At 70.0% G+C, this 24745-nt stretch carries 14 protein-coding genes; 9 read left to right on the top strand and 5 right to left on the bottom strand.

The features are described from left to right. Window positions 1-330: 330 nt before the first annotated feature. From EDD40_RS43355 to EDD40_RS09810, 6 genes are all read left to right on the top strand, one after another. Window positions 331-2337 (top strand): pectinesterase family protein, encoded by a 2007-nt coding sequence (locus EDD40_RS43355; RefSeq protein WP_246037575.1) that lies wholly within the window; start codon window positions 331-333, stop codon window positions 2335-2337. Next, window positions 2334-3209 (top strand): carbohydrate ABC transporter permease, encoded by an 876-nt coding sequence (locus EDD40_RS09830; protein WP_123742629.1) that lies wholly within the window; start codon window positions 2334-2336, stop codon window positions 3207-3209. The genes EDD40_RS43355 and EDD40_RS09830 overlap by 4 nt, the downstream gene beginning before the upstream one ends. Then, window positions 3206-4117 (top strand): carbohydrate ABC transporter permease, encoded by a 912-nt coding sequence (locus EDD40_RS09825; RefSeq protein ID WP_123742628.1) that lies wholly within the window; start codon window positions 3206-3208, stop codon window positions 4115-4117. The genes EDD40_RS09830 and EDD40_RS09825 overlap by 4 nt, the downstream gene beginning before the upstream one ends. A gap of 8 nt (window positions 4118-4125) precedes the next feature. Next, the gene (locus tag EDD40_RS09820) at window positions 4126-5412 is read left to right on the top strand and encodes an ABC transporter substrate-binding protein (RefSeq protein WP_123742627.1); all 1287 of its coding nucleotides are present in this window, start codon (window positions 4126-4128) and stop codon (window positions 5410-5412) included. Beyond that, the gene (locus EDD40_RS09815; protein WP_123742626.1) at window positions 5409-6560 is read left to right on the top strand and encodes an enolase C-terminal domain-like protein; all 1152 of its coding nucleotides are present in this window, start codon (window positions 5409-5411) and stop codon (window positions 6558-6560) included. The genes EDD40_RS09820 and EDD40_RS09815 overlap by 4 nt, the downstream gene beginning before the upstream one ends. Before the next feature lie 84 nt (window positions 6561-6644). Beyond that, a complete protein-coding gene (locus EDD40_RS09810; RefSeq protein WP_123742625.1) occupies window positions 6645-7583 on the top strand; it encodes a pectate lyase family protein in 939 nt (312 codons plus the stop codon). 666 nt (window positions 7584-8249) lie between these two features. Here EDD40_RS09810 and EDD40_RS09805 read toward each other — a convergent pair. After that, window positions 8250-12080, bottom strand: a complete 3831-nt coding sequence (locus EDD40_RS09805; RefSeq protein ID WP_123742624.1) for a discoidin domain-containing protein — start codon at window positions 12078-12080, stop codon at window positions 8250-8252. Between the two features lie 444 nt (window positions 12081-12524). Here EDD40_RS09805 and EDD40_RS42545 point away from each other — a divergent pair, with 444 nt between their 5' ends. After that, window positions 12525-14954 carry a tetratricopeptide repeat protein gene (locus EDD40_RS42545; RefSeq protein WP_211348130.1) on the top strand — a complete coding sequence of 810 codons (2430 nt, stop codon included), beginning with the start codon at window positions 12525-12527 and terminating at the stop codon, window positions 14952-14954. A gap of 130 nt (window positions 14955-15084) precedes the next feature. Here EDD40_RS42545 and yjfF read toward each other — a convergent pair whose 3' ends face one another. The 4 genes from yjfF to EDD40_RS09780 form a co-directional block, all read right to left on the bottom strand. After that, window positions 15085-16035, bottom strand: coding sequence for a galactofuranose ABC transporter, permease protein YjfF (gene yjfF, locus EDD40_RS09795; protein WP_236595139.1), 951 nt, complete (start codon window positions 16033-16035; stop codon window positions 15085-15087). A 68-nt stretch (window positions 16036-16103) separates the two neighbouring features. After that, entirely contained in the window at window positions 16104-17081 is a 978-nt protein-coding gene (locus tag EDD40_RS09790; RefSeq protein WP_123742623.1) for an ABC transporter permease, read from the bottom strand. After that, window positions 17078-18589, bottom strand: coding sequence for a sugar ABC transporter ATP-binding protein (locus EDD40_RS09785; RefSeq protein ID WP_123747902.1), 1512 nt, complete (start codon window positions 18587-18589; stop codon window positions 17078-17080). The genes EDD40_RS09790 and EDD40_RS09785 overlap by 4 nt, the downstream gene beginning before the upstream one ends. A 141-nt stretch (window positions 18590-18730) precedes the next feature. Further along, on the bottom strand, window positions 18731-19714 hold the full coding sequence (locus EDD40_RS09780; RefSeq protein ID WP_123742622.1) for an ABC transporter substrate-binding protein: 984 nt from the start codon (window positions 19712-19714) through the stop codon (window positions 18731-18733). A gap of 254 nt (window positions 19715-19968) precedes the next feature. Here EDD40_RS09780 and EDD40_RS09775 point away from each other — a divergent pair, with 254 nt between their 5' ends. Beyond that, window positions 19969-22173 carry an immunoglobulin-like domain-containing protein gene (locus tag EDD40_RS09775; protein ID WP_123742621.1) on the top strand — a complete coding sequence of 735 codons (2205 nt, stop codon included), beginning with the start codon at window positions 19969-19971 and terminating at the stop codon, window positions 22171-22173. 62 nt (window positions 22174-22235) lie between these two features. Next, window positions 22236-24713: an alpha-L-arabinofuranosidase C-terminal domain-containing protein gene (locus tag EDD40_RS09770; RefSeq protein ID WP_123742620.1), complete on the top strand. Its 2478-nt coding sequence runs from the start codon at window positions 22236-22238 to the stop codon at window positions 24711-24713. The last annotated feature ends 32 nt before the right edge of the window (window positions 24714-24745 follow it).

Raw genomic sequence — 24745 nt, 5'->3', positions numbered from 1 at the left:
ATTCGACCCGATGTCGAATCCTGTGGTCGAACAGCGATCGAACGGCGATCGAACGAAGTTACGTCGTTGACGTGCGGCGGACATTTTCGCAATACTCTGTTCGCACATCTGGAACGTGTTCACATTTATGAACAAATTCGCCGGGGAAGGCCCCTCGCCATGCGGATACTCAGTACAGCGCTCGTGCTTTCCTGCGCCCTTGGCGTGATCGCGGCGGCACCCGCGCACGCAGGCCTTGACCTGGGGAGACAGGTTCTCCAACCCGGTGACGGCTGGGCATCGAGCGGCACCGGGACCACCGGTGGATCAGCCGCCACCACCGAGCACGTCGTGCGCACGGCGGCAGAGCTGCGGGCCGCCCTGGCGGCGCCCGCGCCCCGCCTCGTCAAAGTGCGCGGCGTGATCGACGTCAGGGCTGACTGCGCAACCTATGCCACGGACGGCTACACGCTCACCGGCTACTTGGCCGCATACGACCCCGCCGTTTGGGGCAGGGAGAACGAGCCGAGCGGTCCGCTGGAAGACGCCCGCGCCGCGTCCGCCCGCCGCCAGGCGGAGGCCATCGCCTTCACCGTCGGCTCCGACACCACCATCGTCGGCGACGGCAAGGGCGCGGGCATCACCGGCGCGAACCTCCGCATCCACGGCGCCAGCAACGTGATCGTCCGCAACCTCACGTTCCGCGACACCCGCGACTGCTTCCCGCAGTGGGACCCGACCGACGGCGCCACCGGCAACTGGAACTCCGACTACGACGCGGTGTCCCTCCAGCGCGCCACGAACGTGTGGGTCGACCACAACACGTTCACCGACCAGCCGTTCCCGGACAGCGCGGGCCCGAGCTACTTCGGCCGCCCCTACCAGCAGCACGACGGCTCGCTCGACATGACCAGCGGCACCGACCTGGTCACCGCGTCGTACAACCTGTTCACCGACCACGGCAAGACGATGCTCATCGGCTCGTCGAACACCTCGACCACCGACCCCGGCAAGCTGCGGGTGTCCGTGCACCACAACGTGTTCCGCAACGTCGAGGAGCGACTGCCGCGCGTCCGGTTCGGCCAGGTGCACGTCTACAACAACCTGTACGAGCCCGGACCGACGTTCGTCTACGCCTGGGGCGTCGGCGTGCAGTCGAAGCTGTACGTGGAGAACAACTACGTCAAGCTCGGCAACGGCGGCGCGGTCGAGGACCTGATCTACAACTGGGGCGGCACGGCCATCACCGAGGTCGGCACGCTCGTCGACGGGCAACCGGTCGACGTGCTCGACGCGTTCAACGCGGCCAACCCGACCGCGCAGCTCGCGGGCGACGCCGGCTGGACCCCCGAGTTCACCCGCGGCCTGGAGCCCACCTCCCGGGTGAAGAACCTCAAGGCGGGCGCGCAGCAGCGCGACCGCTACCACGTGGCCAAGGGCACGGACTTCGACACCGTGCAGGCCGCGATCGACGCCGCCCCGCCCGGCACCACCATCACCATCGGCAAGGGCGTGTACCGCGAGGTCGTCCGGGTGCCCGCGACCAAACCCGACCTGACCCTCAAGGGCTCCACCGGCACCGCCCGCGACGTCGTCATCGACTACGACAACGCCAACGGCACCAAGAAGCCCGACGGCACCACCTACGGCACCACCGGCTCCGCGACCGCGACGATCGAAGCCGACGGCTTCACCGCGCGCGACCTGACCTTCAGCAACTCGTTCGACCGGGCCGCGCACCCCGAGATCACCGGCACGCAGGCCGTCGCGGTCAAGGCGACCGGCGACCGGCAGTACTACGACCGCGTCCGCTTCCTCGGCCACCAGGACACCCTGTACGCCGACACGCGCGCCGCGGGCACGAAGGCCCGCCAGTACTACCGGGGCGGCGAGATCGTCGGTGACGTCGACTTCGTCTTCGGCCGCGCCACCGCCGTGTTCGACCAGGTCACCATCCGGGCCCTGAACCGGGGCGACGACCACCCCGGCGGAGCGCCGGCGGGCTACATCACGGCCGCCAGCACCCGCCGCGACAACCCGCACGGCTTCCTGATCATGAACTCCACGGTCCTGAGCGACGCCCCGGCGGGCACCTACTACCTGGGCAGGCCGTGGCACCCCGGCGGCGACCCGGACGCCATCGCCTCGGTCGTCATCCGCGACACCAAGCTGCCCGCCGCGGTGAAGACCGCGCCGTGGACCGACATGTCCGGCTTCTCCTGGCGCGACGCCCGGTTCGCCGAGTTCCGCAACTCCGGCCCCGGCGCCGCACCCGGCGCCGACCGGCCGCAGCTCACCCACGACCAAGCCTCGCAGCACACCCTGCGCGCGTACCTCGGCGACTGGAACCCCGCATGAGAACACGCACGTGGGCGCCCTACGCCCTGATCGCACCGACGCTGGTGCTGATGGCGATCTTCCTGGTCTACCCGATCGGGAGCGTCGTCTACTACAGCCTCCAGCGGTACAACGTCACGCAGCCGTGGAAGAACGGCTTCGCGGGGCTGGACAACTTCAAGCAGATGCTGTTCGACGACCCGCTGTTCTGGCAGAGCCTGGCGTTCAGCGCCAAGTGGGTGTTCGTCGAAGTCGGGCTGCAACTGCTGCTGGGCCTCGTGCTGGCCCTGATCGTCAACGAGACGTTCATCGGCCGGGGCATGGCACGGGCACTGGTGTTCTCACCGTGGGCGGTGTCCGGCGTGCTCACCACGGGCATCTGGATCCTGCTGCTCAACCCGTCCACCGGCATCTTCCAGGAGCTGTCGAACCTCGGCATCGGCTCGCCCGGCACCTCGGTGCTCGGCAACCCCGACACCGTGTTCGACGCCCTGGTGGTGACCGAGCTGTGGCGCGGCGTGCCGTTCTTCGCGATCCTGCTGCTCGCCGACCTCCAGAGCATCCCCAAGGACCTCTACGAGGCGGCGTCCGTCGACGGCGCGAGCCGGTGGCGGCGCTTCACCAGCGTCACCCTGCCGCACCTCAAGGACGCGATCATCCTGTCGACGCTGCTGCGCGCGGTGTGGGAGTTCAACAACGTCGACCTCATCTACACCCTCACCGGCGGCGGTCCCGCGAACCAGACCACCACGCTGCCGCTGTACGTCGCCAGGCAGGCCGTCGACTCGCACAACTTCGGGTACGGCTCGGCGCTCACCGTCGCCGGGTTCCTCATCCTGTTGTTCTTCTCCATCGCGTACCTGCGGGTGTCGAAGTTCGGGAGCCGAGCATGACCGAGACCCTGGGCAAGACCGGCACCCTGGTGCGGGAGGTCGCCGGCACCACGCACGCGCCCCCACCCCCCGGGCGACGCCGCCGCCGGGCCGTGGCCGAGGAACCGGGCAAGCCGTGGATGATCCGCGTGCCGCTGTTCCTGTACCTGCTGTTCACGCTCATCCCGTTCTACTGGATGCTCGTGTTCGCGGTCCGGCCGTCCGGCTCCACGCAGCTCGTGCCCTGGCCGATCTCGTTCGAGCACTTCGACACCGTGTGGAACGACATCGGGTTCGGCATCTTCTTCTACAACAGCGTGGTCATGGGCCTCGGCGTGCTCGTGTTCGTGACCATCCTGTCGGTGATGGGCGGCTACGCCCTCGCGCGGTTCAAGTTCCGCGGCCAGCGGGTGTTCCTGCTGGCGATGCTGTGCAGCCAGTTCATCCCCGGCGCCATGATGCTCATCCCGCTGTTCGTGATCTTCAAGGGCATCGGGCTGCTCAACAGCATCACCGGCCTGGTCATCGCGGAGGTGGCCTTCCAGCTGCCGCTGTCGCTGATCCTGATGAGCGGGTTCATCCGCAACATCTCCGTGGAGCTCGAAGAAGCCGCCATGGTCGACGGCTGCTCGCGCCTGCGCGCCTTCTTCGCCGTCGTCCTCCCACAGCTCAAGCCCGCCCTGGTGGCAGTCGGGTCGTTCGCGTTCATCGGCGCCTGGAACCAGTTCCTGTTCGCGCTGATGTTCGCGACGCGGCAGGACAAGTTCACCCTGCCGGTCGGCCTGAGCTACACGCTGGGTGAGTTCAACACCGATTTCGGAGCACTCGCCGCCGGCGGCGTGGTCGCGGCCGTGCCGGTAGTCCTCGTTTTCGCCGTCGTGCAGCGGTTCCTGGTGCAGGGGCTCAGCGCCGGGGCTGTCAAGGGATAGGGAGCATCATGAGAAAACTGCTGGTCGCCGTGGCCGCCGCCGCCCTGGCGCTGTCCGCCTGCTCGTCCGAGGGAGGTGGGGGGACCGACGGCAACGTCACCATCACGTTCTGGGACAACAACGGCGGGCCCGCCCGCGAGCCGATCTACAAGGAGCTGATCTCGCGCTTCGAGTCGGCCAACCCGAACATCAAGGTCGAGTACGTCGGCATCCCCAGCGCGTCGGTGCAGCAGAAGTACGACACCGCCATCGCCGGCGGCGAGACGCCCGACGTCGGCGGCGTCACCACCTCGTACCTCGCGCACCTGGTCGGCCAGGAAGCGCTGGCCCCCCTCGACGACCGCATCAACAGCGGCCCGCTGAAGGACAAGCTGCTCCCGTCCCTCGTCGAGACCGTCCGCCAGACCGCGCCCGACGGCAAGCTCTACATCGTGCCGTCCTCGGCCAACATGGACATCATCTGGTACCGCACCGACTGGTTCAAGGACGCGGGCCTGGAAGCCCCGAAGACCTGGGACGAGTTCATCACCACCGCCGAGAAGCTCACCGACACGGGCGCCAACAAGTACGGCTACACCATCCGCGGCGGCGCCGGCTCCGTGTTCCAGCTGATCACCGAGGCCTACGCCTACTCCGGCGTGGACAACTTCTTCAAGGACGGCAAGAGCACCCTCAACGACCCGGCCAACGCCGAGCTCGTCGACAAGGTCGCCGACCTCTACAAGAAGGCCACCCCCGAGGCCGACGTCAACAACAGCTTCACCCAGATGATCGCCCAGTTCACCGGCGGCTCGGTCGCGATGATGCACCACAACCTCGGCTCCTACAGCGACGTCACCAAGGCCCTCGGCGACAAGGTCGCCGCCATGCCGCTGCCGGTCGGCCCGAGCGGCAAGCGCACCGTCGTGCCCAACCCGACCGACGGCTTCGCGGTGTTCAAGAACAGCGAGAACCAGGACGCGGCCTGGAAGTTCGCCGAGTTCCTCACCTCCGCCGAGTCCAACAGCTACTGGAACGAGAAGGTCGGCCAGATCCCCGCGAACACCGACGTGCGCAGCGCCGCCTGGATCGACACCGCCGCCCACGTGAAGATGGCGCTCGGCGTCCTGGAAGACCCGGCCACCATCCTCGTGCCCGCGCCCGTCTACCTGCCCCAGTACTCGTCCATCACCAAGACCGAGAGCGAGCCCCAGTACCAGAAGGTGCTCCTCGGCGAGCTGACCGGCCAGCAGTTCCTGGACGACATGGCCAAGAAGCTCACCGAGGCGGAGAAGGAGTGGGAGGAGCGCAAATGATCGAGCGCGTCGAGGTGTCGGTGTTCACGACCACCGCGTGGACCGCGGTGGACCCGCACGGGCACCGGCACCCGAGCGCCGAGCACGAGATCCGCGAGGCGCTGCTCGAGATCACCGACTCCGACGGCGTCGTCGGACGCGTCCAGGTGCACCCCGACCAGCTGCGGCCCGCCGTGCTCGACTCGATCGTGAAACCCGTGCTCCTCGGCGCGGACCCGTGGGACCGGGAAGGGCTGTGGCGCAAGATGGCGCGCAAGCAGCGCGGCTCCCACGGCCGGTTCACCGACCGGGCACTCGGCTACGTCGACACCGCGTTGTGGGACCTGGTGGGCAAGAAGGTCGGGCAGCCGGTGTGGAAGCTGCTCGGCGGCGCCCGGTCCCGCGTCCCGGCCTACGCCAGCACCATGTGCGGCGACGAGGTCCCCGGCGGGCTGAGCACGCCCGGCGACTACGCGGCGTTCGCGAAGCAGCTGGTCGAGCGCGGCTACCGGGCGATCAAGCTGCACACGTGGATGCCGCCGGTGCCCGGCGCGCCCAGCGTGCGCGCCGACATCGCGGCCTGCGAAGCGGTGCGCGACGCCGTCGGGCCCGACGTCGAGCTGATGCTCGACGCCAACCACTGGTACTCGCGCACCGAGGCGCTGGAACTGGGCCGGGCCCTGGAGCGGCTGGGCTTCTACTGGTTCGAGGAGCCGATGGAAGAAGCGTCCATCAGCTCCTACCGGTGGCTGGCCGAGCAGCTGTCCATCCCGGTGATCGGCCCGGAGGTCGCGTGGGGCAAGCACCTGACCCGAGCCGAGTGGATCACCTCCGGCGCCTGCGACATCCTCCGCGCCGGCCCGACCGACGTCGGCGGCATCTCGCCGACGGTGAAAGCCCTGCACCTGGCCGAGGCGTTCAACGTCGACTGCGAGATCCACGGCGACGGCTCGGCGAGCCTGGCCGTGCTCGGCGGCACCGACAACGGCCGCTGGTACGAACGCGGCCTGCTGCACCCGCTGCACGACTTCGACCGCGTGCCGCCGCACCGGCTCGCGATGGCCGACCCGCTCGACGCGGACGGGCACGTCACCCTGACCTCCTCTCCCGGTCTCGGTGACGAGTTCGACGTCGAGCACATCCGCCAGCACACCGTGGAGAGGTGGTGAGTCCGGTGTAGTCCTTCGGTCGCCGCCACGTGGAAATCCCGCCGCCGGTTCCCTTTTCATCCACAGTCGTATGGAGGAAACCGCATGTCCCGCAAGATCTCCCGTGCGCTGCTCGCGGCCACGGCACTGGCCGCTACCGCGGTCATGGCGCCCGCGGCCGACGCCGCGTCGTTCAACCTCGAGGGCTGGGGTACGCAGTGCGGTGGCACCACCGGTGGTTCCGGTGGTGGCACGGTGACGGTGAGCGACGCCACGTCGTTCATCAACGCGGCCAAGTCCACGACCACGCAAACCATCAAGGTCTCGGGCACCATCACGTTGTCCAGCATGACCAAGATCGCGTCGAACAAGACGGTCATCGGGGTCGGCTCCGGCGCCACCATCGCCGGGCACGGCCTGAACGTCGCCAGCGCGTCCAACGTCATCATCCGGAACCTGAACTTCAGGGACTGGGCCGACGACGCGATCAACGTCCAGTACTCGACCAGGGTCTGGATCGACCACAACAGCCTGCGCAACGGCTATGACGGCGCGATCGACATCAAGCGCGCTTCCGACTGCGTGACCGTGTCGTGGAACAAGGTCAGCTCCCACGACAAGACGATGCTGCTGGGTCACAGCGACGACAACGGCGGCGAGGACCGCGGCAAGCTGCGCGTCAGCTACCACCACAACTGGTTCGACGGCACCAACCAGCGCCACCCCCGGGTCCGCTTCGGCAACCCCGTGCACGTCTACAACAACTACTACGGCGGCGTGACGTCGTACGGTGTCGCTTCCACGCAGGAAGCGGGCGTGCTCGTGGAGTGCAACTACTTCGAGAACACGCGCGACCCGTTCCACCGCGGCGAGGGCGACTCCGACCCCGCCAACCTGGTGGCGCGCAACAACCACATGGTCAACTCGGGATCGGGTGACCAGGGTGGCAGCGTCAAGTCGATCCCGTACTCCTACGCGCTCGACTCGTGCTCCGGCGTGAAGTCGGTCGTGCAGAGCGGTGCGGGCGTGGGCAAGGTCGGCTGAGCGTTCGGCTCACCACCCTGCCGTCCGGCGGCCCCTGGCAACCTCTCCCAGCCAGGGGCCGCCCCCGTGCGCACAGTGCGTCTTCTGCCGCGGGCCTCTGAGCTGCGGTTATGATGGGCACTCGATCACCCGGTCGAGCGAATCGCGCGTGAATGGAACCCAATCCGGAAACTTCTGCCGCACCATTGACGTTGCCGGGATAGTAAGGAGGCGGCACCCCCGGAGCGGCGTACGGGCAGGGGACGTCGGTCGGCCCGAGGGCAGGGTGCGCTGGACGTCGAGGGCAGTCGGAGCCAGGCGGGCGGTGGCTGGGGCCGGGGGCGCGCGGGAGCCAGGGGCGCGAGCGCGCGGTAGGCGGCGCGTTGCCGGCGGTGCGCGTCGAGGGTGCGTGTTGAGAGTGCGTGAGGGTGCGTTGTCGGCGGTGCGCGGTGGGCCCCCAGGGGCGAGCGCGCGGTAGGACGCGGCGATGCCCGCGCCTGCGACGACGCCCGCGCCTACGACGTTGCCCGCGCCTGCGGCGTTGCGCGAGCCTGTAGGGCAGGCGCGTCAGCGGTTGCGGGCCGGAGGTGAGGGCCGAGCCGCCGTACGCGGGAACCCGGAGAAGGCGGCGGAAAGCGCGGAAGCGCCGCCCTGGGGGACAGGGCGGCGCTTCGCGGTCGAGCGGGACTACGGGTTGATGGTGATGGTGAACGTCGAGGTCCGGTTGCGGATGTTCTCGGCGTTGTTGCTCAGCCGGAGGTTGTTGAAGGTCACCGAGCCGACCGCGGGCCCTTGGCCGGCTTCCGGCAGCTCGTTGGCCCACACCCCGATGCCCGACTTGTGCTCGAACTGGTCACCGCTCAGCCTGGCGCCGGAGATCGAGATGTTGGTCAGCACCGTGTCCTGGATCGGGTTCTCGGGCGCCGACCCGTTGTACTTCGTCTGGAACATGATGCCGGCGTAGGTCGGGTCGATGATGTCGACGTCGTCGACCCGGATGCCCCGGAACGGCTTCGACGCCGAGAACATCCAGATCCCCGGGAACGTCTGCCCGTTCCAGAAGTGCCCGCCGGTGCGCACCAGCGTGATCCCGCTGAACGTGGTCGGCTCGGGGCCGAAGCCGTTCATCGGGTACCCGAAGTCCAGCGAGCTGATCGTGACGCCCGAGTAGGTCAACGTGTCGGCGATGTAGATGTTGCGGAACGTGTTGAGGAAACCGCCGTAGACCGCCAACCCCGCCGCGCGCCAGGTCGTCAACGACGACAGGTTCTCGTAGACGTTGTTCTTCTCGTCCGCCCCGCCCGCGTCGATCGCGGAGAACAGGGCGAAGCTGTCGTCACCGGTCGAGCGGGCTTCGATGTTGGCCACCCGGTTGTCCGTGCTGCCGTTGGTCATGTTGATGCCGTCGGCGAACATGTTCCGGATCCGGGAGTCCTTGATGGTCATGAAGTCGGTGTTCGCGCCCCAGTAGAGGCACACCATGTGCTCGGCCCAGATGTTCTCGATGGTGATGTTCGAGACGTTCGCGAAGTCGAACACCTTGCCCGGCCCGTCGATGCGGGACGTGTAGTTGCCGAAGAACGCGAACCCGCTGAACGTGGACCCGTTCACCGACTGCTCGGCCCGGAAGCCCGCGTCGGTGTTCTCCTGCGTGGTCGGCACGACGAACTTCGTGAACCACGGTCCCGCGCCGATCACCCGCACCGGCTTGCCGTACACCTGGAACTTCTGCGCCGTGGTGTACGTGCCGGCCGGCAGGTACACGCCGAGCAGGGTGCCGCTGGTGTCCATGCGGAACCGGTCCAGGGCGTTCTGCACGTCCTGGTGGCCGAACCCGGTCGGCGTGATGTACCGGGCCGGGTCGGGGTTGGCCCGCGCCACCGCGTTCTCGAAGTCGACGAAGTCGATGGCGTAGTTGGTGGTGTTCGTCGCGTCCTTCTGCAGCTTGATCTTCGTGCCGGCGGGGAACGTGCTGTTGAGCATCACGTTCGCCTCGTCGTAGATGTGCCGGGGCCCGCCGGCGCCGGGGGAGTTGCCCGGCGACGCTTCGTTGCCGTAGAGCCAGATGTGCCGCGAGGTGAGGGTGATCGCCTTGTGGAAGGACCCGTTGACGTACACGTTCAGCGAGGCGTCGATGCCGCCGCCGCCCGCCGAGTCCGGGATGGAGAAGCGGGTGACGAGGGTGTTGGTCGACCCGGTGGTGGTGAACTCGACCGACGAGCCGGTGCTGTTGAGCGTCACCGCGCGCCGACCGGACGCCTCACCGGCCAGGTCGCCGATGGTGCGGTTCGGGCCGATCTTCTGCGCGCCGCCCGCGGTGACGGCGTCCTCGGCTTCGACGTGCTCCCAAGGCACGTTCGCGCCGCGCCCCACGAACAGCGACTGGGTGGTCAGGTTGTTCGCCTGCCGGGCCGCGATCTCGTTGGCGTCCACCGCGACCTCGGTGCGCAACGTGTACTTGCCGTTGGCCGCCGCCCAGGAGCCGAGCGTGATCGCCGGCGCCGACTGGCCCGGCTGGAGCGCGCCGGTGTGGCTGCCGGTGAACGTGCGCACGGTCGCGCCCGTGGTGGCGTTGACGAGGGTGAGGGTGACGCCGTGCGCGCCGCTCGCCGTGGCGATCGAACCTTCGTTGCGCAGCACGACGCTGAAGGTGGTGCTCTGGCCGTTGGCCGGGTTGTTCGGCGACCAGCTCAGCGCGCCGACCAGGTCGGAGCTGGGCACGGGCGTGACGACGAGGGCGCTCGGGTGCAGGCGGGCGTTGTTGGCCTCGTTCTGCTCGACGACCTTCTTCGTCTCGTCGACCTTCGCGGTGTACTGGTAGGAGCCGGAGCCGCGCGGGCCGATGTTCGCGGTGACGGTCGCCGACGCGCCCGCCGCGAGGGCGCCGACCTGGGCGGTGCCCACGGCGGTGTCGCCGAGGAAGAACGTCACGTCGGTCGCGCCGGACGCCGCCGTGCCCGCGTTGCGCACGGTCGCGGACAGCGTGATCGCGGTCGTCTCGACCGGACTGGCGGGCGTGAACGACGTCGCGCTCACCGTCAGGTCCGGGTTGGGCGCGGCCACGCCGAACACCTGGAACTCGGCGACCTGGCCGCCGGGCGCGCCGGTGTTGGACGTGATGCGCAGCTGCACGTCCGCGACCCGCGCGGCCAGCGGGATGGTGACCGTGTTGCCGGACGCCGGGTTGAACGCGTAGTCGCGCGCGGCCACCAGGCTCGTGAAGCCGGAGGCGCTCTGCTCACGGCCCAGCACCTGGATGTTCTGCGTGCGGGCGCCCCACGCCGACGACGGGTTGAGCTTGAGCACGACCGAGCTGAGGTCGGCGTTCGAGCCGAGCTGGGTGGTCAGCGTGTTCGGGTAGGTCGCGCCTTCCCAGTACGTGTTCACGTCGTCGTCGTTGGCGTTCGTGGCGACGAAGGTGAACGTGTGGGAGGAGGACGTGATCGGCCTGCCCTTGGCCAGGTTCGTGCCGGAGTTCGGCGAACCGGGCCGGGTCACGGAGCCGCTGGGCGGTGACTGGTTGCCCGCCGCGTCCTTGGCGATCACGTGGTAGGTGACGGCGACGCCGTCCGGCTGGGAGTCGGTGTAGGTCAGCGCGGTGCCCGGCAGGCTGGTGCGCAGCGCGCCGTTGGCGTAGACGTCGTAGCCGGTCACACCGGTGTTGTCGGTGGCGGCGGACCAGGTCAGCCGGATCTGCCCGGACTGCGGCGAGGTGTAGGCGAGGTTCGTCGGCGCGGTCGGCGCCTGCGTGTCGCCGGTGCTCGGGCCGTGCACCTCGAACTCCGAGATCTGGCCGGCGGGCCACGCGGAGTTGCCGGTGATCAGCAGCCGCACGAACCGCGTGGTGGTCGCGGTGAACTGGATCGTCACCGTGTTGTTCGCGGTCGGGTTGAACGAGTGCTGCGCCGACGGCACGAGGTCGCCGAAGTTCTGGCCGTCGGTGCTGTGCTGCACGGCCAACGTCTGCGTGCGGGCGCCCCACCCCGACGTCGGCAGCTTGAGCACGACCCGGTCGACCTTGACCGCCGCGCCCAGGTCGGCCCGCAGCCACTGCGGGAACGCGTTGTTGGCGCTCTCCCAGTAGGTGGCCTGGTTGCCGTCACCGGCGTTGGACGCCTGGTAGACGTCGTTGGTGGTGCTCGCGCTGTACGTGGCGGCGAGCTGGGCGGCGACGTCGGCGGCCTGGCGGACGTCGATGTCCCGGACCGGCGCGCCGTCCACGCGCACGTAGCGCACCAGCGTGGGGTCGAAGTCGAACGCCTGGTCCTCGCCGTGGCGCGGCGCGGACGGCACCAGGACGGCGAACCCCTTGCCGTCGAGGCTGGTCTGGACGGAGAACGTGGCGTCGTCGTCCGGCAACGACAGCCGGACCTGGTCGATGCGGGTCGGTCTGCCGAGGTCGAGCACCCCGGCCGTCGGCGCGGCCTGAGCGGCAGGGGGGCTCAGGGTGAACGCGGTGAGGGTCAGGGCGACCAGTGAGGAGAGGAGGCGTGATCGGGCGCGAGTCGTCGTTGACATCGTCGTGCTGGCCCTTCTCGTTAGGGCAATTCCGGGGCTCTTGTCAGAAAGTTCCGCACACTTGTCGATTTCTTGCGTAACCGGATCGCAGCGTTGCAGAGCCCCGGCGGGAAAGTCAACGGTCAGACGCCCGAGTAGGCCATCCGCACCAACCCGGCGCCGCGCCATGACACCGACATCGCGAAGCCGTCGCCCGGTGCCGGGTGGCCTTCGGTCGCGGTCGGTCGGGTGTCGGGTTCGGCAGGGCGTCGGAAGCCAGCAGGGTGTCGGGAGTCGGCTGGATGTGGCGAGCGGTCGGCCGCGGCGCGATCGGGCCGTTCCCCTTCCGCTCGACCACCCCGGGAGCGGGCACCGCCGCGTTCGTCGGCGTCGGTCGCAGGTCGCCGGCACCCCGTTCCGGGCCGTTGCGGGGATCTAGACTGGTGATCACCTGGGGAGGTGGCGGTGAGCGACCCGAAAGCGGTGTTCGCGCAGGCGCTGGCGCGGTTGCGGGAACGGCTGCCCGACCTGTCCGACGAGGCGCTGGCGCGGCGCGCGAGCGCGGTCGTGCTGCCGTCCGGTCGACGGGTCGCGGTGAACGCCCGGCGCTTGGGCGAGTGGGTCGGCGGCCAGTCCGTGCCCCGCGACTTCGACGGCGTGCTGGCGGTCGCCCTCGCGACCGGCGGCGTGCCGAAGCTCAACGACCTGCGCGAGCTGTGGCGTGCCGCGCACCAGGACCGCCGCGCCACCCCGAAGTCGGGCCGCGTGGTCGTGGGCCGTCCGCCCAGCGACGCGGCGGCGTTGCGCGACCGCGCCGAGCTGGCCGACGCGATCGACGCCGCGTCGCGGGAGCGGGACGTCCGCCAGGTCCTCCTGACCGGCCCCGGCGGCGTCGGCAAGTCGCAGCTGGCGACCGCCGCGTTCCACCGCGCCCGCGCCGACGTGCTCGTCTGGGTCGGCGCCCGGACCAGGCAGTCCGTGCTCACCGGTTACGCGCGCGCCTGGCGCGCGCTGAAGTCCGCCGCCGGCACCGACGACGAGGCGCAGGCCGACCTGTTCCTCGCCTGGCTGCGGTCCACCAACACGTCGTGGCTGGTGGTGCTCGACGACGTGGACGACCCGGCGGAACTGGCCGGGCTGTGGCCCACCGGCGACGCGGGCCGCAGCCTGGTCACCACGCAGCGCCGCGACGCGTCGCTCCTCCGCCCCGACTCGCGGGTGATCGGCGTCGGCATGTTCGACCCGGAGGAGGCCACCGCCTACCTCTCCGCCCGCCTCGCCGTCGACCCGCGGCACGACCCGGACCAGCTGGCCGTCCTCGCCGACGCCCTCGGCTGCTTCCCCCTCGCGCTCTCGCAGGCCGCCGCGTTCCTCATCGACAGCGGCACCGACGTGCCCGCCTACCTGGACCTGCTGGCCGACCGGCGGCACCGCGTCGCCGACCTGTTCCCCCCGACCTCGCCCGCCGACGAGCACCACGACACCGTCGCGGGCTCCGTCCGGCTGGCGGTGGAACGGGCGGAGTCCCTGGCCGCCGGCGCGGTCGACCTGCTCGGCCTGGTCTCGGTCCTCGCGCCGGACGGCATCCCCGAAGCCGTGCTGCTCGACGGCGGCCGGGGCCTGCCCGCGCTGCGCGCGTTGCACCGGCTCAACCTCGTCACCCACCAAGACCGCCGGATCGAGGCGCACGCCCTCGTCCAGCGCACCGCGCGCGACCTGGTCGGTGACCTGGCGCCGGTCGCCGTGACGGCGGCCGACGCGATCGAACGCGCGTGGTCCACCGCCGACCCCGACACCGCCGCCGCGCTGTTCCGCAACGCCGAGGTCCTGCGCTCCGTCGCGGGGGAGCACCTGTGGGGCGGCGGCATGCACCCCGTCCTGCGCCGGCTCGGCCGGCACCTCGCCGAGATCGGCAGGCCCGCCGCGGCGCGCGACGTCGCGGCCGACCTCCTGGCGCACGCCGCCGACCCGCGTGACGTCGTGACCCTGCGCACCCAGGTGGCGAAGGCGATCGGCGACCTGGGCGACCCGGCGACCGCCCTGGCGCACTTCGCCGAGATCCGTGCCACCGCCGAGCGCGACCTCGGCCCCACCGACGAGGACGCCCTGTGGGCCCGCTTCCACCAGGCCACCTACCGCCTGGAGACGGGCCTCATCGAGACCGCGCTGGCCGAGCTGACGTCCCTGGTCGAGTCCTGCGACCTGCCCGCCGCCCACCCGCTCGTGGTGGCCGCCGAGGACGACCGCGCGCTGTGCCTGGGGCTGTCGGGCGACCTCGTCGGCGCGCGTGACGCGTCGGACGCGCTCGTCACCGTGCTGCGGGAGGAGCTCGGCCCGAGGCACAAGCAGACGTTGCGCGTGATGCTCGGCCTGGGCCGGTGGATCGGCGAGACCGGCGACGCCCGGCTCGCCGTGGCCACCTACCAGGAAGCCGTCGACGGCCTGGAGGCGGTGGCCGGGCGCGCCCACCACGACACGTTCATCGCCCGGCACAACCTCGCCTACTGGCGGGCCGTGGCGGGCGACCTGCCGCGGGCGATCACCGAGTTCGACCTCGCCGCCGCCGACGCCGAACGCGCCCTGGGCGAAGGCCACCCGACCACCCTCACCTACCGGTCGAACCTGGTGTTCTGGCAGGGGATGGCCGGCGACCCCGGCGCGCTGGACCACCTGACCGCCCTGCGCGCCGCGGTGGAGCGGGTCTTCGGCCCCGACCACCCCCGGGCGCTGCGCATCCGCCAACAACGAGCCCACCTCCTGCACCGCGCCGGACGCCGCGACGAGGCGGTCGCCGAGCTGCGCGCCGTGCTGGCGGAGATGTCCGAGGTCCAGGGCGAGAACCACCCGCGCACCAGGGAAGCGGCCGACCTGCTGGCGGGTTGGGAAACACCCTGATCGCCCCGCCGCGAGGCCGCACCCCCGGCACCGCCACCACCCCCGGCGCCGCCGCCACCAGGCCGGACAACGCGAAGACCCGCCGCCCGGACCGACCGGGCGACGGGTCTCGACATCGGAGCCGACGAACCTAGGTGCGCCGCACGATGATCCGCTGCAACGCGATGAACGCCAGCAGCAGCGCGCCGATCACGATCTTCGTCCACCAGGACGACAGCGTGCCCTCGAACGAGATCAGCGTCTGGATGGTGCCCAGCACCAGCACGCCCACGACCGACCCGATCACGAACCCGACCCCGCCGGACAGCAGGCTGCCGCCGACGACGACCGCCGCGATCGCGTCCAGCTCCATGCCCACCGCGTGCAGGCTGTAGCCGGAGAGCATGTAGAGGCTGAACAGCAACCCGCCCAGCGCCGAGCAGAACCCGCTGATCACGTAGACGCCGATCTTCACCCGGGCGGTCGCCAGGCCCATCAGCCGGGCGGACGACTCACTGCCGCCCACCGCGTACACCGTGCGCCCGAACCGCGTCAGGTGCAGCACGTACAGCGCCGCGAGCACCGCCACCAGCGCGATCACCACGCCGTAGGTGATGGTCACCCCGCCCGGCAGCTCGATCGACCCCGTGGCCATCGCGCGGAACGTCGGGTCCTTGATCGACACCGACTCGACGCTGATCACGAAGCACAGCCCGCGCGCCAGGAACATGCCCGCCAACGTCACGATGAACGGCTGCACGCCGAACCGGTGGATCACCCAGCCCATCGCCAGCCCCAGCCCGGAACCGGCCGCGAGCACCGTGAGCACGACCAGCCACACCGGCCACCCGGCCTGCAACGACGACGCCGCGATCATCGTGGACAACGCCACCACCGACCCGACCGACAGGTCGATGCCGCCGGTGAGGATCACGAACGTCATCCCGACCGCGAGCACGATCAGGAACGCGTTGTCGATGAACAGGTTCGCCAGCACCTGCCCGGACGCGAACCCCTCGTACCGCACCGAACCGACGCCGAACGTCGCCACGAACACCACGAACGTCGCGATCACCGGCAGGAACCGCTTGGGCACGCTCACGCGCCCACGGGACCGACCCGGCGCGCCCGGCGCGACGACCTCCGGCTCCACGACCACTGTCTGCTGCTTCACGCGGGCACCCCTTGCTTCCCACGAACCCCACGAACCCGAATCCGGACCTGCGCCTGCAACAGGCACACCGCGATCACCACGATCGCCTTGAAGACCAGCGTGATCTCCGGCGCGATGCCGATCGTGTAGACCGTCGTGGTCAACGTCTGGATGATCAACGCGCCGAGCAGCGTGCCGGTCAACGAGTACCGGCCGCCCGCCAGCGACGTGCCGCCGATGACGACGGCCAGGATCGCGTCCATCTCGATCCACAGGCCGGCGTTGTTGGCGTCCGCCGCGCTCACGTTCGAGCTGATCATCAACCCGGCCACGGCCGCGCACAGCGCCGCGAACACGTACACCGTCCAGATGATCGTGCGCGCCCGCACGCCGGCCAGCCGCGACGCCGACGGGTTGACCCCGACCGACTCGATCAGCATCCCCAGCGCCGTGCGCCGCGTCACCAGCGCGACCAGGCCCAGCACCGCCAGGCTGATCAGGATCGCGATCGGCAGCACCACGAACCCCGCGCCCACCTCCCGGAAGGTCGGCGAGTCCACCGTGACGATCTGCCCCTCGGTGATCAGCATCGCGATGCCGCGCCCGGCCGTCATCAGCACCAGGGTGGCGATGATCGGCTGGATGCCCAGCACCGACACCAGGAACCCGTTCCACAGGCCCAGCACGCCGCACAGCACGAGCGCCAGGCCCATGCCGATCCACGCGTCACCGCCCGAGGCGATGTAGGTGCAGGTCACCGCGCCGGCGATGGCCGCGACCGCGCCCACCGACAGGTCGATGCCCCGGGTCGCGATCACCAGCGTCATGCCCAGCGCGATCAGCAGCGTCGGCGCGCCGTTGCGCAGGATGTCGATCAGGCTGCCGTAGAGGTGGCCGTCCTGCAGCCGCAGCGAGAAGAACGACGGCGTCACCACCACGTTCAGCACCAGCAGCGCGACCAGCGCGAGCACCGGCCACAGCAGTCGGTTCTTCACGACACCACCGCCTTCCGCACGTCCTTGTCCACGCCGTGGTCGCCGCCGCCCGCGATGAGCGCCATCACGTCGTCCACGCCCACGTCGCCGTCCAGCTCGGCCACCTTGTGCCGGTCGCGCATCACCACGACGCGGTCGGACACGCGCACCACCTCCTCCAGCTCGGCGGAGATGAACAGCACGGCCATGCCCTCCGCGGCCAGGTCCGCGACGACCTTCTGGATCTGCGCCTTCGCGCCGACGTCGATGCCGCGCGTCGGCTCGTCCAGGATCAGCAGCTTCGGCTCGGTCACCAGCCAGCGGGCCAGCAGCACCTTCTGCTGGTTGCCGCCCGACAGGTTGCCGACCGCGCGGTCGGGGTCGGCGGGCCGGATGTCCAGCAGCTCGATGTACTTCGCGACCAGCTCGTCGGCCATCTTGCGCGGTACGGGCCTGGCCCAGCCGCGCGCGGCCTGCATCGCCAGGATCAGGTTGTCCCGCACGCTCAGGTCGGCCACGATGCCCTCGGCCTTGCGGTCCTCCGACGAGAACGCGATGCCGACCTCGATCGCCGCCCTCGGCCCGGTCAGCCGCAGCGGCTTGCCGTTCACCAGCACCTGGCCCGAGTCGGCCTTGTCGGCGCCGAACAGCAGCCGCGCCACCTCGGTGCGGCCCGAGCCGAGCAGCCCGGCCAGCCCGACCACCTCGCCCGACCTGACCTCCAGGTCGAACGGCGCGACGGAGCCCTTGCGCCCCACGCCCTCCGCGACCAGGAACGCCTGGCCCGGCTTGCCGGAGCGGCGCTCGATCTCCTCCAGCACGCCCATCTCGCGGCCCAGCATCGCGGACACCAGGTCGATCCGGCTCAGCGACGCGGTCATGTGCTCGCCGACCAGGCGGCCGTTGCGCAGCACCGTCATCCGGTCGGAGATCTCGTAGACCTGCTCCAGGAAGTGGGTCACGAACAGCACCGCGACGCCCTCGTCGCGCAGCACCCGGATGATCCGGAACAGCTCCGCGACCTCGTCGGAGTCCAGGCTCGACGTCGGCTCGTCCAGCACGAGCACCCGCGCGTCCACCGCGACGGCCCGCGCGATGGCGACGAGCTGCTGCACGGCGATCGGGTGGCTCTCCAGCACCGAGCCCGGGTCGATGTGCAGCCCGATGCGCGCGAGCAGCTCGGCGGCGCGGGCGCGCATCGCCCGGCCGTCGATGCGGCCGAACTTGCGCGGCTCACGCCCGAGCAGGATGTTCTCCGCCACGGTGAGGTTCCCGCACAGGTTGACCTCTTGGTACACGGTGCTGATCCCGGCGGCCTGCGCCTGCGCGGGACCGTGGAACGAGACGGACTGGCCCGCGTAGTGGATCTCGCCCGCCGCGAGCGGGTGCACGCCCGTCAGCGCCTTGATGAGCGTCGACTTGCCCGCTCCGTTCTCGCCCATCAGCGCGTGGACCTCGCCGGGGAACAGCCGGAAATCCACCTCTTGCAGGGCTTTCACTCCGGGGAACTCCACCGAGATGCCCCGCATGTCGACGACCGGCTCGGTCACCGGACAACTCCCCTCACGCGACCCTCACCACAAGAACCTCACGACAAGACCCTCACACGAAAACGACGGGAGCGGCCCCCGCCACCACACCCGGAGGGTGGCGGGGGCCGCGGCTCGGGATCAGTACTTGCGGTTGGGGAGCTCGGTCTTCGCCTGCTCGACGGTGAACGTGCCCTCCTCGGTCACGACCCGCGGCGGCACCTCCTCGCCCGCGACGACCTTCTTCGCCAGCTCCATCAGCTGCTTGCCGAGCAGCGGGTTGCACTCGACGATGAAGTTGATCTCACCGGCGGCCAGCGCGGTCATGCCGTCCTTCACCGCGTCCACGGTGATGATCTTGATGTCCTTGCCGGGCACCTTGCCCGCGGCCTTGATCGCCTCGATGGCGCCCAGGCCCATGTCGTCGTTGTGCGCGTAGACCACGTCGATCTGCGGCACCGACTTCAGGAACGCCTCCATGACCTGCTTGCCGCCCGACCGCGTGAAGTCACCGGTCTGCGTGGCCACGATCTTCAGGTCGGTGCCCGCGATGGCGTCCTCGAAGCCCTTCTTGCGGTCGATCGCCGGCGCCGCGCCCGTGGTGCCCTGGAGCTCGACGACGTTCTTCGCGCCCGCCGCGTTGGTCTTCAGCCACTCGCCGGCCTTCTTGCCCTCTTCCACGAAGTCGGAGCCGAGGAACGTCTTGTACAGCGACGTGTCGTCGGAGTCGACCGCGCGGTCGGTCAGGATCACCGGGATGTTCGCGCGCTTGGCCTCGAGCAGCACGGCGTCCCAGCCGGTCTCCACCACCGGGCTGAAGGCGATGACGTCCACCTTCTGCTGGATGTAGGACCGGATCGCCTTGATCTGGTTCTCCTGCTTCTGCTGCGCGTCGGAGAACTTGAGGTCGATCCCGGCGGCCGCGGCCTCTTCCTGGACCGACTTGGTGTTCGCGGTGCGCCAGCCGCTCTCGGCGCCCACCTGGGCGAAGCCCATGGTGATCTTGCCGTCGTCGTTGCCCTTGGGGGCGCCCGTCGACCCCGCGTCCCCGGACCCACCGGATCCGCACGCGGTCAACGCGGCCAACAGGACCGCGGCGGCGGCGGTCGTGATCTTCTTCAACACTGGTCTTCCTCCGTGTGAACCCGAGACACTGACGGGAACGGCGAACCGCGTGACGGTGGTCACCTGGGGCACAAGAGTGAACGCTCACAATCGGCCAGTCAACCCCCCGGAAACGTCAACTTTGCATCCTTGACACGTTTGTTAGGCCGGTCGTATGTTAGCGCTCACTTTTGTGACTCAACACACCTCGACTCCCGGATGCCCTGTTCATCCGCGGCTTCGCGCCGCGCGCAAGACGAGAGCGACGCCCTCACATGGTCACCCTTCGTCATCGTCCACGCACCCTGGTCGCGACTCTCGTCGCGGCGGTGGCCGCGGCGGCTCTGAGCGCCCCGCCGGCATCCGCCGCCGACGGGCTCGTGCTGCACTACCCCCTCACCGAAACCGACGGGGACGTCGTGGCCGACACCTCGGGCGGAGGTCGCAACGCAACCGTTATCGGCGACGCCACCCCGGGCGGTCCTGAAGGCCTTCAGCTGGGCGGCGTGGACGGCCACGTGAAATTGCCCGACGACGTGCTGAGGGGCTTGGCCGAAGTCAGCGTCTCGGTCCAGGTGCGCATCGCGCCCGACCAGGCGACGCCCTATTTCGTGTACGGCCTCGGTAACTCCTCGGGCACCGCCGGTAACGGCTACCTGTTCACCACCGGGAACGCCTACCGCTCGTCGATCGCCACCGGGAACTGGTCGACGGAGCAGACCGCGACGGCCGGCCGCGATCTCGCCAGGGGTGTTTGGAAAACGCTTACTTACACGCTCGGCGGCGGCACCGCCGTGCTGTACGAGGACGGTGCCGAGGTCGCCCGCAAGACCGGCGTCACGATCACCCCGGCGATGATCGGCGGCGGCACGACGACCGCCAACTACATCGGCCGCTCCCTCTACAGCGGCGACCGCCGCCTCAAAGGCGCGGTCCGCGACTTCCGCCTCTACGACCGCGCCCTCACCGCGGCCGAGGCGCACGACCTCGGCTTCATCGCCGACGACGAGAAGGGCCGCCGCGACCTGGCCGCGATCGACCTCGGCGACACCTCCGCCGTCACCGCGAACCTGACCCTGCCGACCACCGGCCCCTACGGCTCCGCCATCACCTGGCGCTCCGGCGACCCGGCGGTCGTGTCCGCCGACGGCGTCGTCACCCGGCCCGCGCCCGGCCGCCCGGCCGCGACCGTGACGCTCACCGCGACCGCGTCCGGGCAGACCCGCGACTTCCGGGTCACCGTGCGCCCGGAGCTGACCGACGACGAGAAGGTCGCCGAGGCCGATGCCGCGCTGGTGGTGTGGGACGAGGACGACATCAGGGGCAACATCACCCTGCCCACGACCGGCCTGCACGGCACTGCGGTCACCTGGAAGAGCAACAAGCCCGGGACCATCACGCCCACCGGCGAGGTCACCCGGCCCGCGTTCGGCGACAAGCCGGTGAAGGTGCAGCTCACCGCCGAGATCCGGGCGGGCCGGGAGACGACCCGCAAGAAGTTCAAGGTCACCGTCACGCCCCTGCCGCGGCGGCAGGACTACGAGGGCTACCTGTTCGGCTACTTCACCGGCGAGGGCTCGGCCACCGGCGAGCAGGTCCACTTCGCCGCCAGCCGGGGCAACGACGCGCTCAAGTGGGACGAGCTGAACAAGGGCAACCCCGTGCTGACGTCGTCGCTGGGCGACAAGGGCGTGCGCGACCCGTTCATCATCCGGTCGCCGGAGGGCGACAAGTTCTACCTCATCGCCACCGACCTGAAGATGCACGGCAACGGCAACTGGGACCTCGCGCAGCGCAAGGGCAGCCGGTACGTCGAGGTGTGGGAGTCGACCGACCTCGTCGACTGGGGCCGGCAGCGCCACGTGCCGCTCTCGCCGGAGACGGCGGGCAACACGTGGGCGCCCGAGGCGTACTACGACGAGTCGATCGGCGCCTACGTCGTGTTCTGGGCCTCGAAGCTCTACGCCGAGGACGACCCGGGGCACACCGGCAACACCTACAACAAGATGCTGTACGCGACCACGCGCGACTTCCGCACGTTCAGCGAGCCGCAGGTGTGGGTCGACCCGGGCTACTCCGTCATCGACTCGACCGTGATCAAGCACGGCGACGAGTACTACCGGTTCACCAAGGACGAGCGGAACAACACGTCCACCACGCCGTGCAGCAAGTTCGTCCTGGCCGAGAAGTCGGCGCAGCTGCGCGACACGTCCTACGACTTCGTGGGCGACTGCATCGGCAAGGGCGCGATCAACCAGGGCGAGGGCCCGACGGTGTTCAAGTCCAACACCGAGGACCGCTGGTACCTGTTCATCGACGAGTTCGGCGGCCGCGGCTACGTGCCGTTCGAGACCACCGACCTCGCCACCGGGCGGTGGACCCCCGCCACCGGCTACGAGCTGCCCGGCAGGCCCCGGCACGGCACCGTGCTGCCGGTCACGAAGGCCGAGCTCGACCGCGTCCGCGCCGCCTTCCCCTGACGCCGCCACGACCCCGACCCGCCGCCACGACCCCTGACCCCGCACAGGAGCATGGAGCACGCATGTCCCGCGTCGTGATGGCCGCGGCTCTGACCGCGAGCCTGCTCGTCGCCGTGCCCGCCTCGGGCACGGCCGCCGACACCGACTACACCCTCGCCATCGATCCCACCGCCAAGGGCGCGACGATCGACGACACGATGTACGGCGTCTTCTTCGAGGACATCAACCGCGCCGCCGACGGCGGCCTGCACGCCGAGCTGGTGCAGAACAGGTCGTTCGAGTACAGCACCGCCGACAACGCCGCCTACACGCCGCTGACGGGGTGGGCGCCGACCGGCGGCACGCTCGACGTGGTGGACGACGGCGCCCGGATGAACGAGCGCAACCGCAACTACCTGCGCCTCGGCCTGCCCGCCGGCGTGATCAACTCGGGCTACAACTCGGGCCTCGCGGTGGAGAAGGGCAAGCGCTACGACTTCTCCGCCTGGGCCCGCTCGGACCAGCCCGCCGGCACGCCGGTGCACGTCGGCCTGACCGACCCGGCGGGCAAGGACCTCGCGCCGCCGGTGGAGGTCCGGGTCAAGGGCGACGGCTGGACCAAGTACACCGGCACGTTCGCCGCGCGCGAGTCGTCCACCACCGGTCGGCTGCTGCTCGACGCGGGAGGGACGGGCACGCTCCGGCTGGACATGGTCTCCCTGTTCCCGCAGGACACCTTCAAGGGCCACGGCCTGCGCAAGGACCTGGCGGAGAAGATCGCGGCGCTGGACCCGGGCTTCGTCCGCTTCCCCGGCGGGTGCCTGGTCAACACCGGCAGCCACCGCGGCTACGAGGCGCCGGACTTCGAGCGCCGCCGCTCCTTCCAGTGGAAGGACACCATCGGGCCGGTCGAGCAGCGCGCCACCAACTGGAACTTCTGGGGCTACAACCAGTCCTACGGTTTGGGCTACTACGAGTACTTCCAGTTCTCCGAGGACGTCGGCGCGATGCCGCTGCCCGTGGTGCCCGCCCTGGTCACCGGCTGCGGCCAGAACCGCGCCACCGACGACCCCGAGCTGTTGCGGCGGCACATCCAGGACACCCTGGACCTGATCGAGTTCGCGAACGGCCCCGCCGACTCCACCTGGGGTCGCAAGCGGGCCGAGATGGGCCACCCGGAGCCCTTCGGGCTCACCCACGTGGCCGTCGGCAACGAGGAGAACCTGGCCGACGAGTTCTTCAGCCGGTTCACCCGGTTCCGCGCCGCCATCGAGGCGAGGTACCCGGACATCACGGTCGTCGGCAACTCCGGGCCCGACGACACCGGCGCCAACTTCGACCGGCTGTGGCAGCTCAACCGCGACGCGGGCGTCGACCTGGTGGACGAGCACTACTACAACAGCCCCAGCTGGTTCCTGGAGAACAACGACCGCTACGACAGCTACGACCGCAACGGCCCCAAGGTGTTCCTGGGCGAGTACGCCTCGCAGGACAACCGGTACTCCAACGCCCTCGCCGAGGCCGCGTTCATGACCGGCCTGGAGCGCAACGCCGACGTGGTCAAGCTCGCCTCCTACGCGCCGCTGCTGTCGAACGAGGACTACGTGCAGTGGCGGCCGGACATGATCTGGTTCAACAACCACGCGTCGTGGGGCTCGACCTCCTACGAGGTGCAGAAGCTGTTCATGACCAACGTCGGCGACCACGTGGTCAAGAGCACGGCGTCCGGCACGCCGTGGAGCCCCGAGCCGATCACCGGCGCCATCGGCCTCTCCTCCTGGGCCACCTCGGTGGCCTACGACGACGTGAAGGTCACCTCGGCGGACGGTCGTGAGCTGTTCGCCGACGACTTCTCCGTCGACGGCGGCTCCTGGACGGGCAACGGCGCCGGCAACTGGGGCGTGGTGGACGGGCGGTTCGTGCAGTCCGACACCGCGGCGACCAACCCCCTGATGACGGCGGGCGACCCGACGTGGAGCGACTTCACGTTCAGCGTGAAGGCCACCAAGCTGTCCGGCAGCGAGGGCTTCCTGATCCCGTTCGCGGTCAACGGCACGGGCAACCCGTTCTGGTGGAACCTCGGCGGCTGGAACAACACCCGCTCCGCGGTGGACGGCGGCAACTCCTCGCGCGTGTTCCACGCCGACGACACCAGGATCGAGACCGGTCGGACCTACGACCTGCGCGTCGAGGTGCGCGACCGGACCGTGCGGCTCTTCGTCGACGGGCGGCTGTGGGCCTCGTTCACCGACGAGGCGAACAAGAACCCGGAGCCGTTCCGCCAGGTGGTCACCCGCGACGAGGCGACCGGCGAGCTGATCGTCAAGGTCGTCAACGCGCAGTCGAACGCCGCCCGCACGAAGATCGACCTGGGCAGGGGCGCCTGGGTGGTGCCGACCGCGAGGGCCACCGTGCTGGAGGGCCTGCCCGACGACGTGAACACCGAGTTCACCCAGCCGGTCAAGGCCAGGCAGACGCAGGTGCGGGTGTCGAGCTCGTTCACCCACACGTTCCCGCCGAACTCGGTCACGTTCCTGCGCATCAAGGACCGCCGTCGATGACCACGCCCAGCACCTCCGCGATTGGAGCTCCC

This window comes from Saccharothrix texasensis, assembly GCF_003752005.1.
Taxonomy (GTDB): Bacteria; Actinomycetota; Actinomycetes; order Mycobacteriales; family Pseudonocardiaceae; genus Actinosynnema; species Actinosynnema texasense.
The sequence above is the reverse complement of the archived record's forward strand: the minus strand, read 5'-3'. Positions and strand labels throughout refer to the sequence as shown.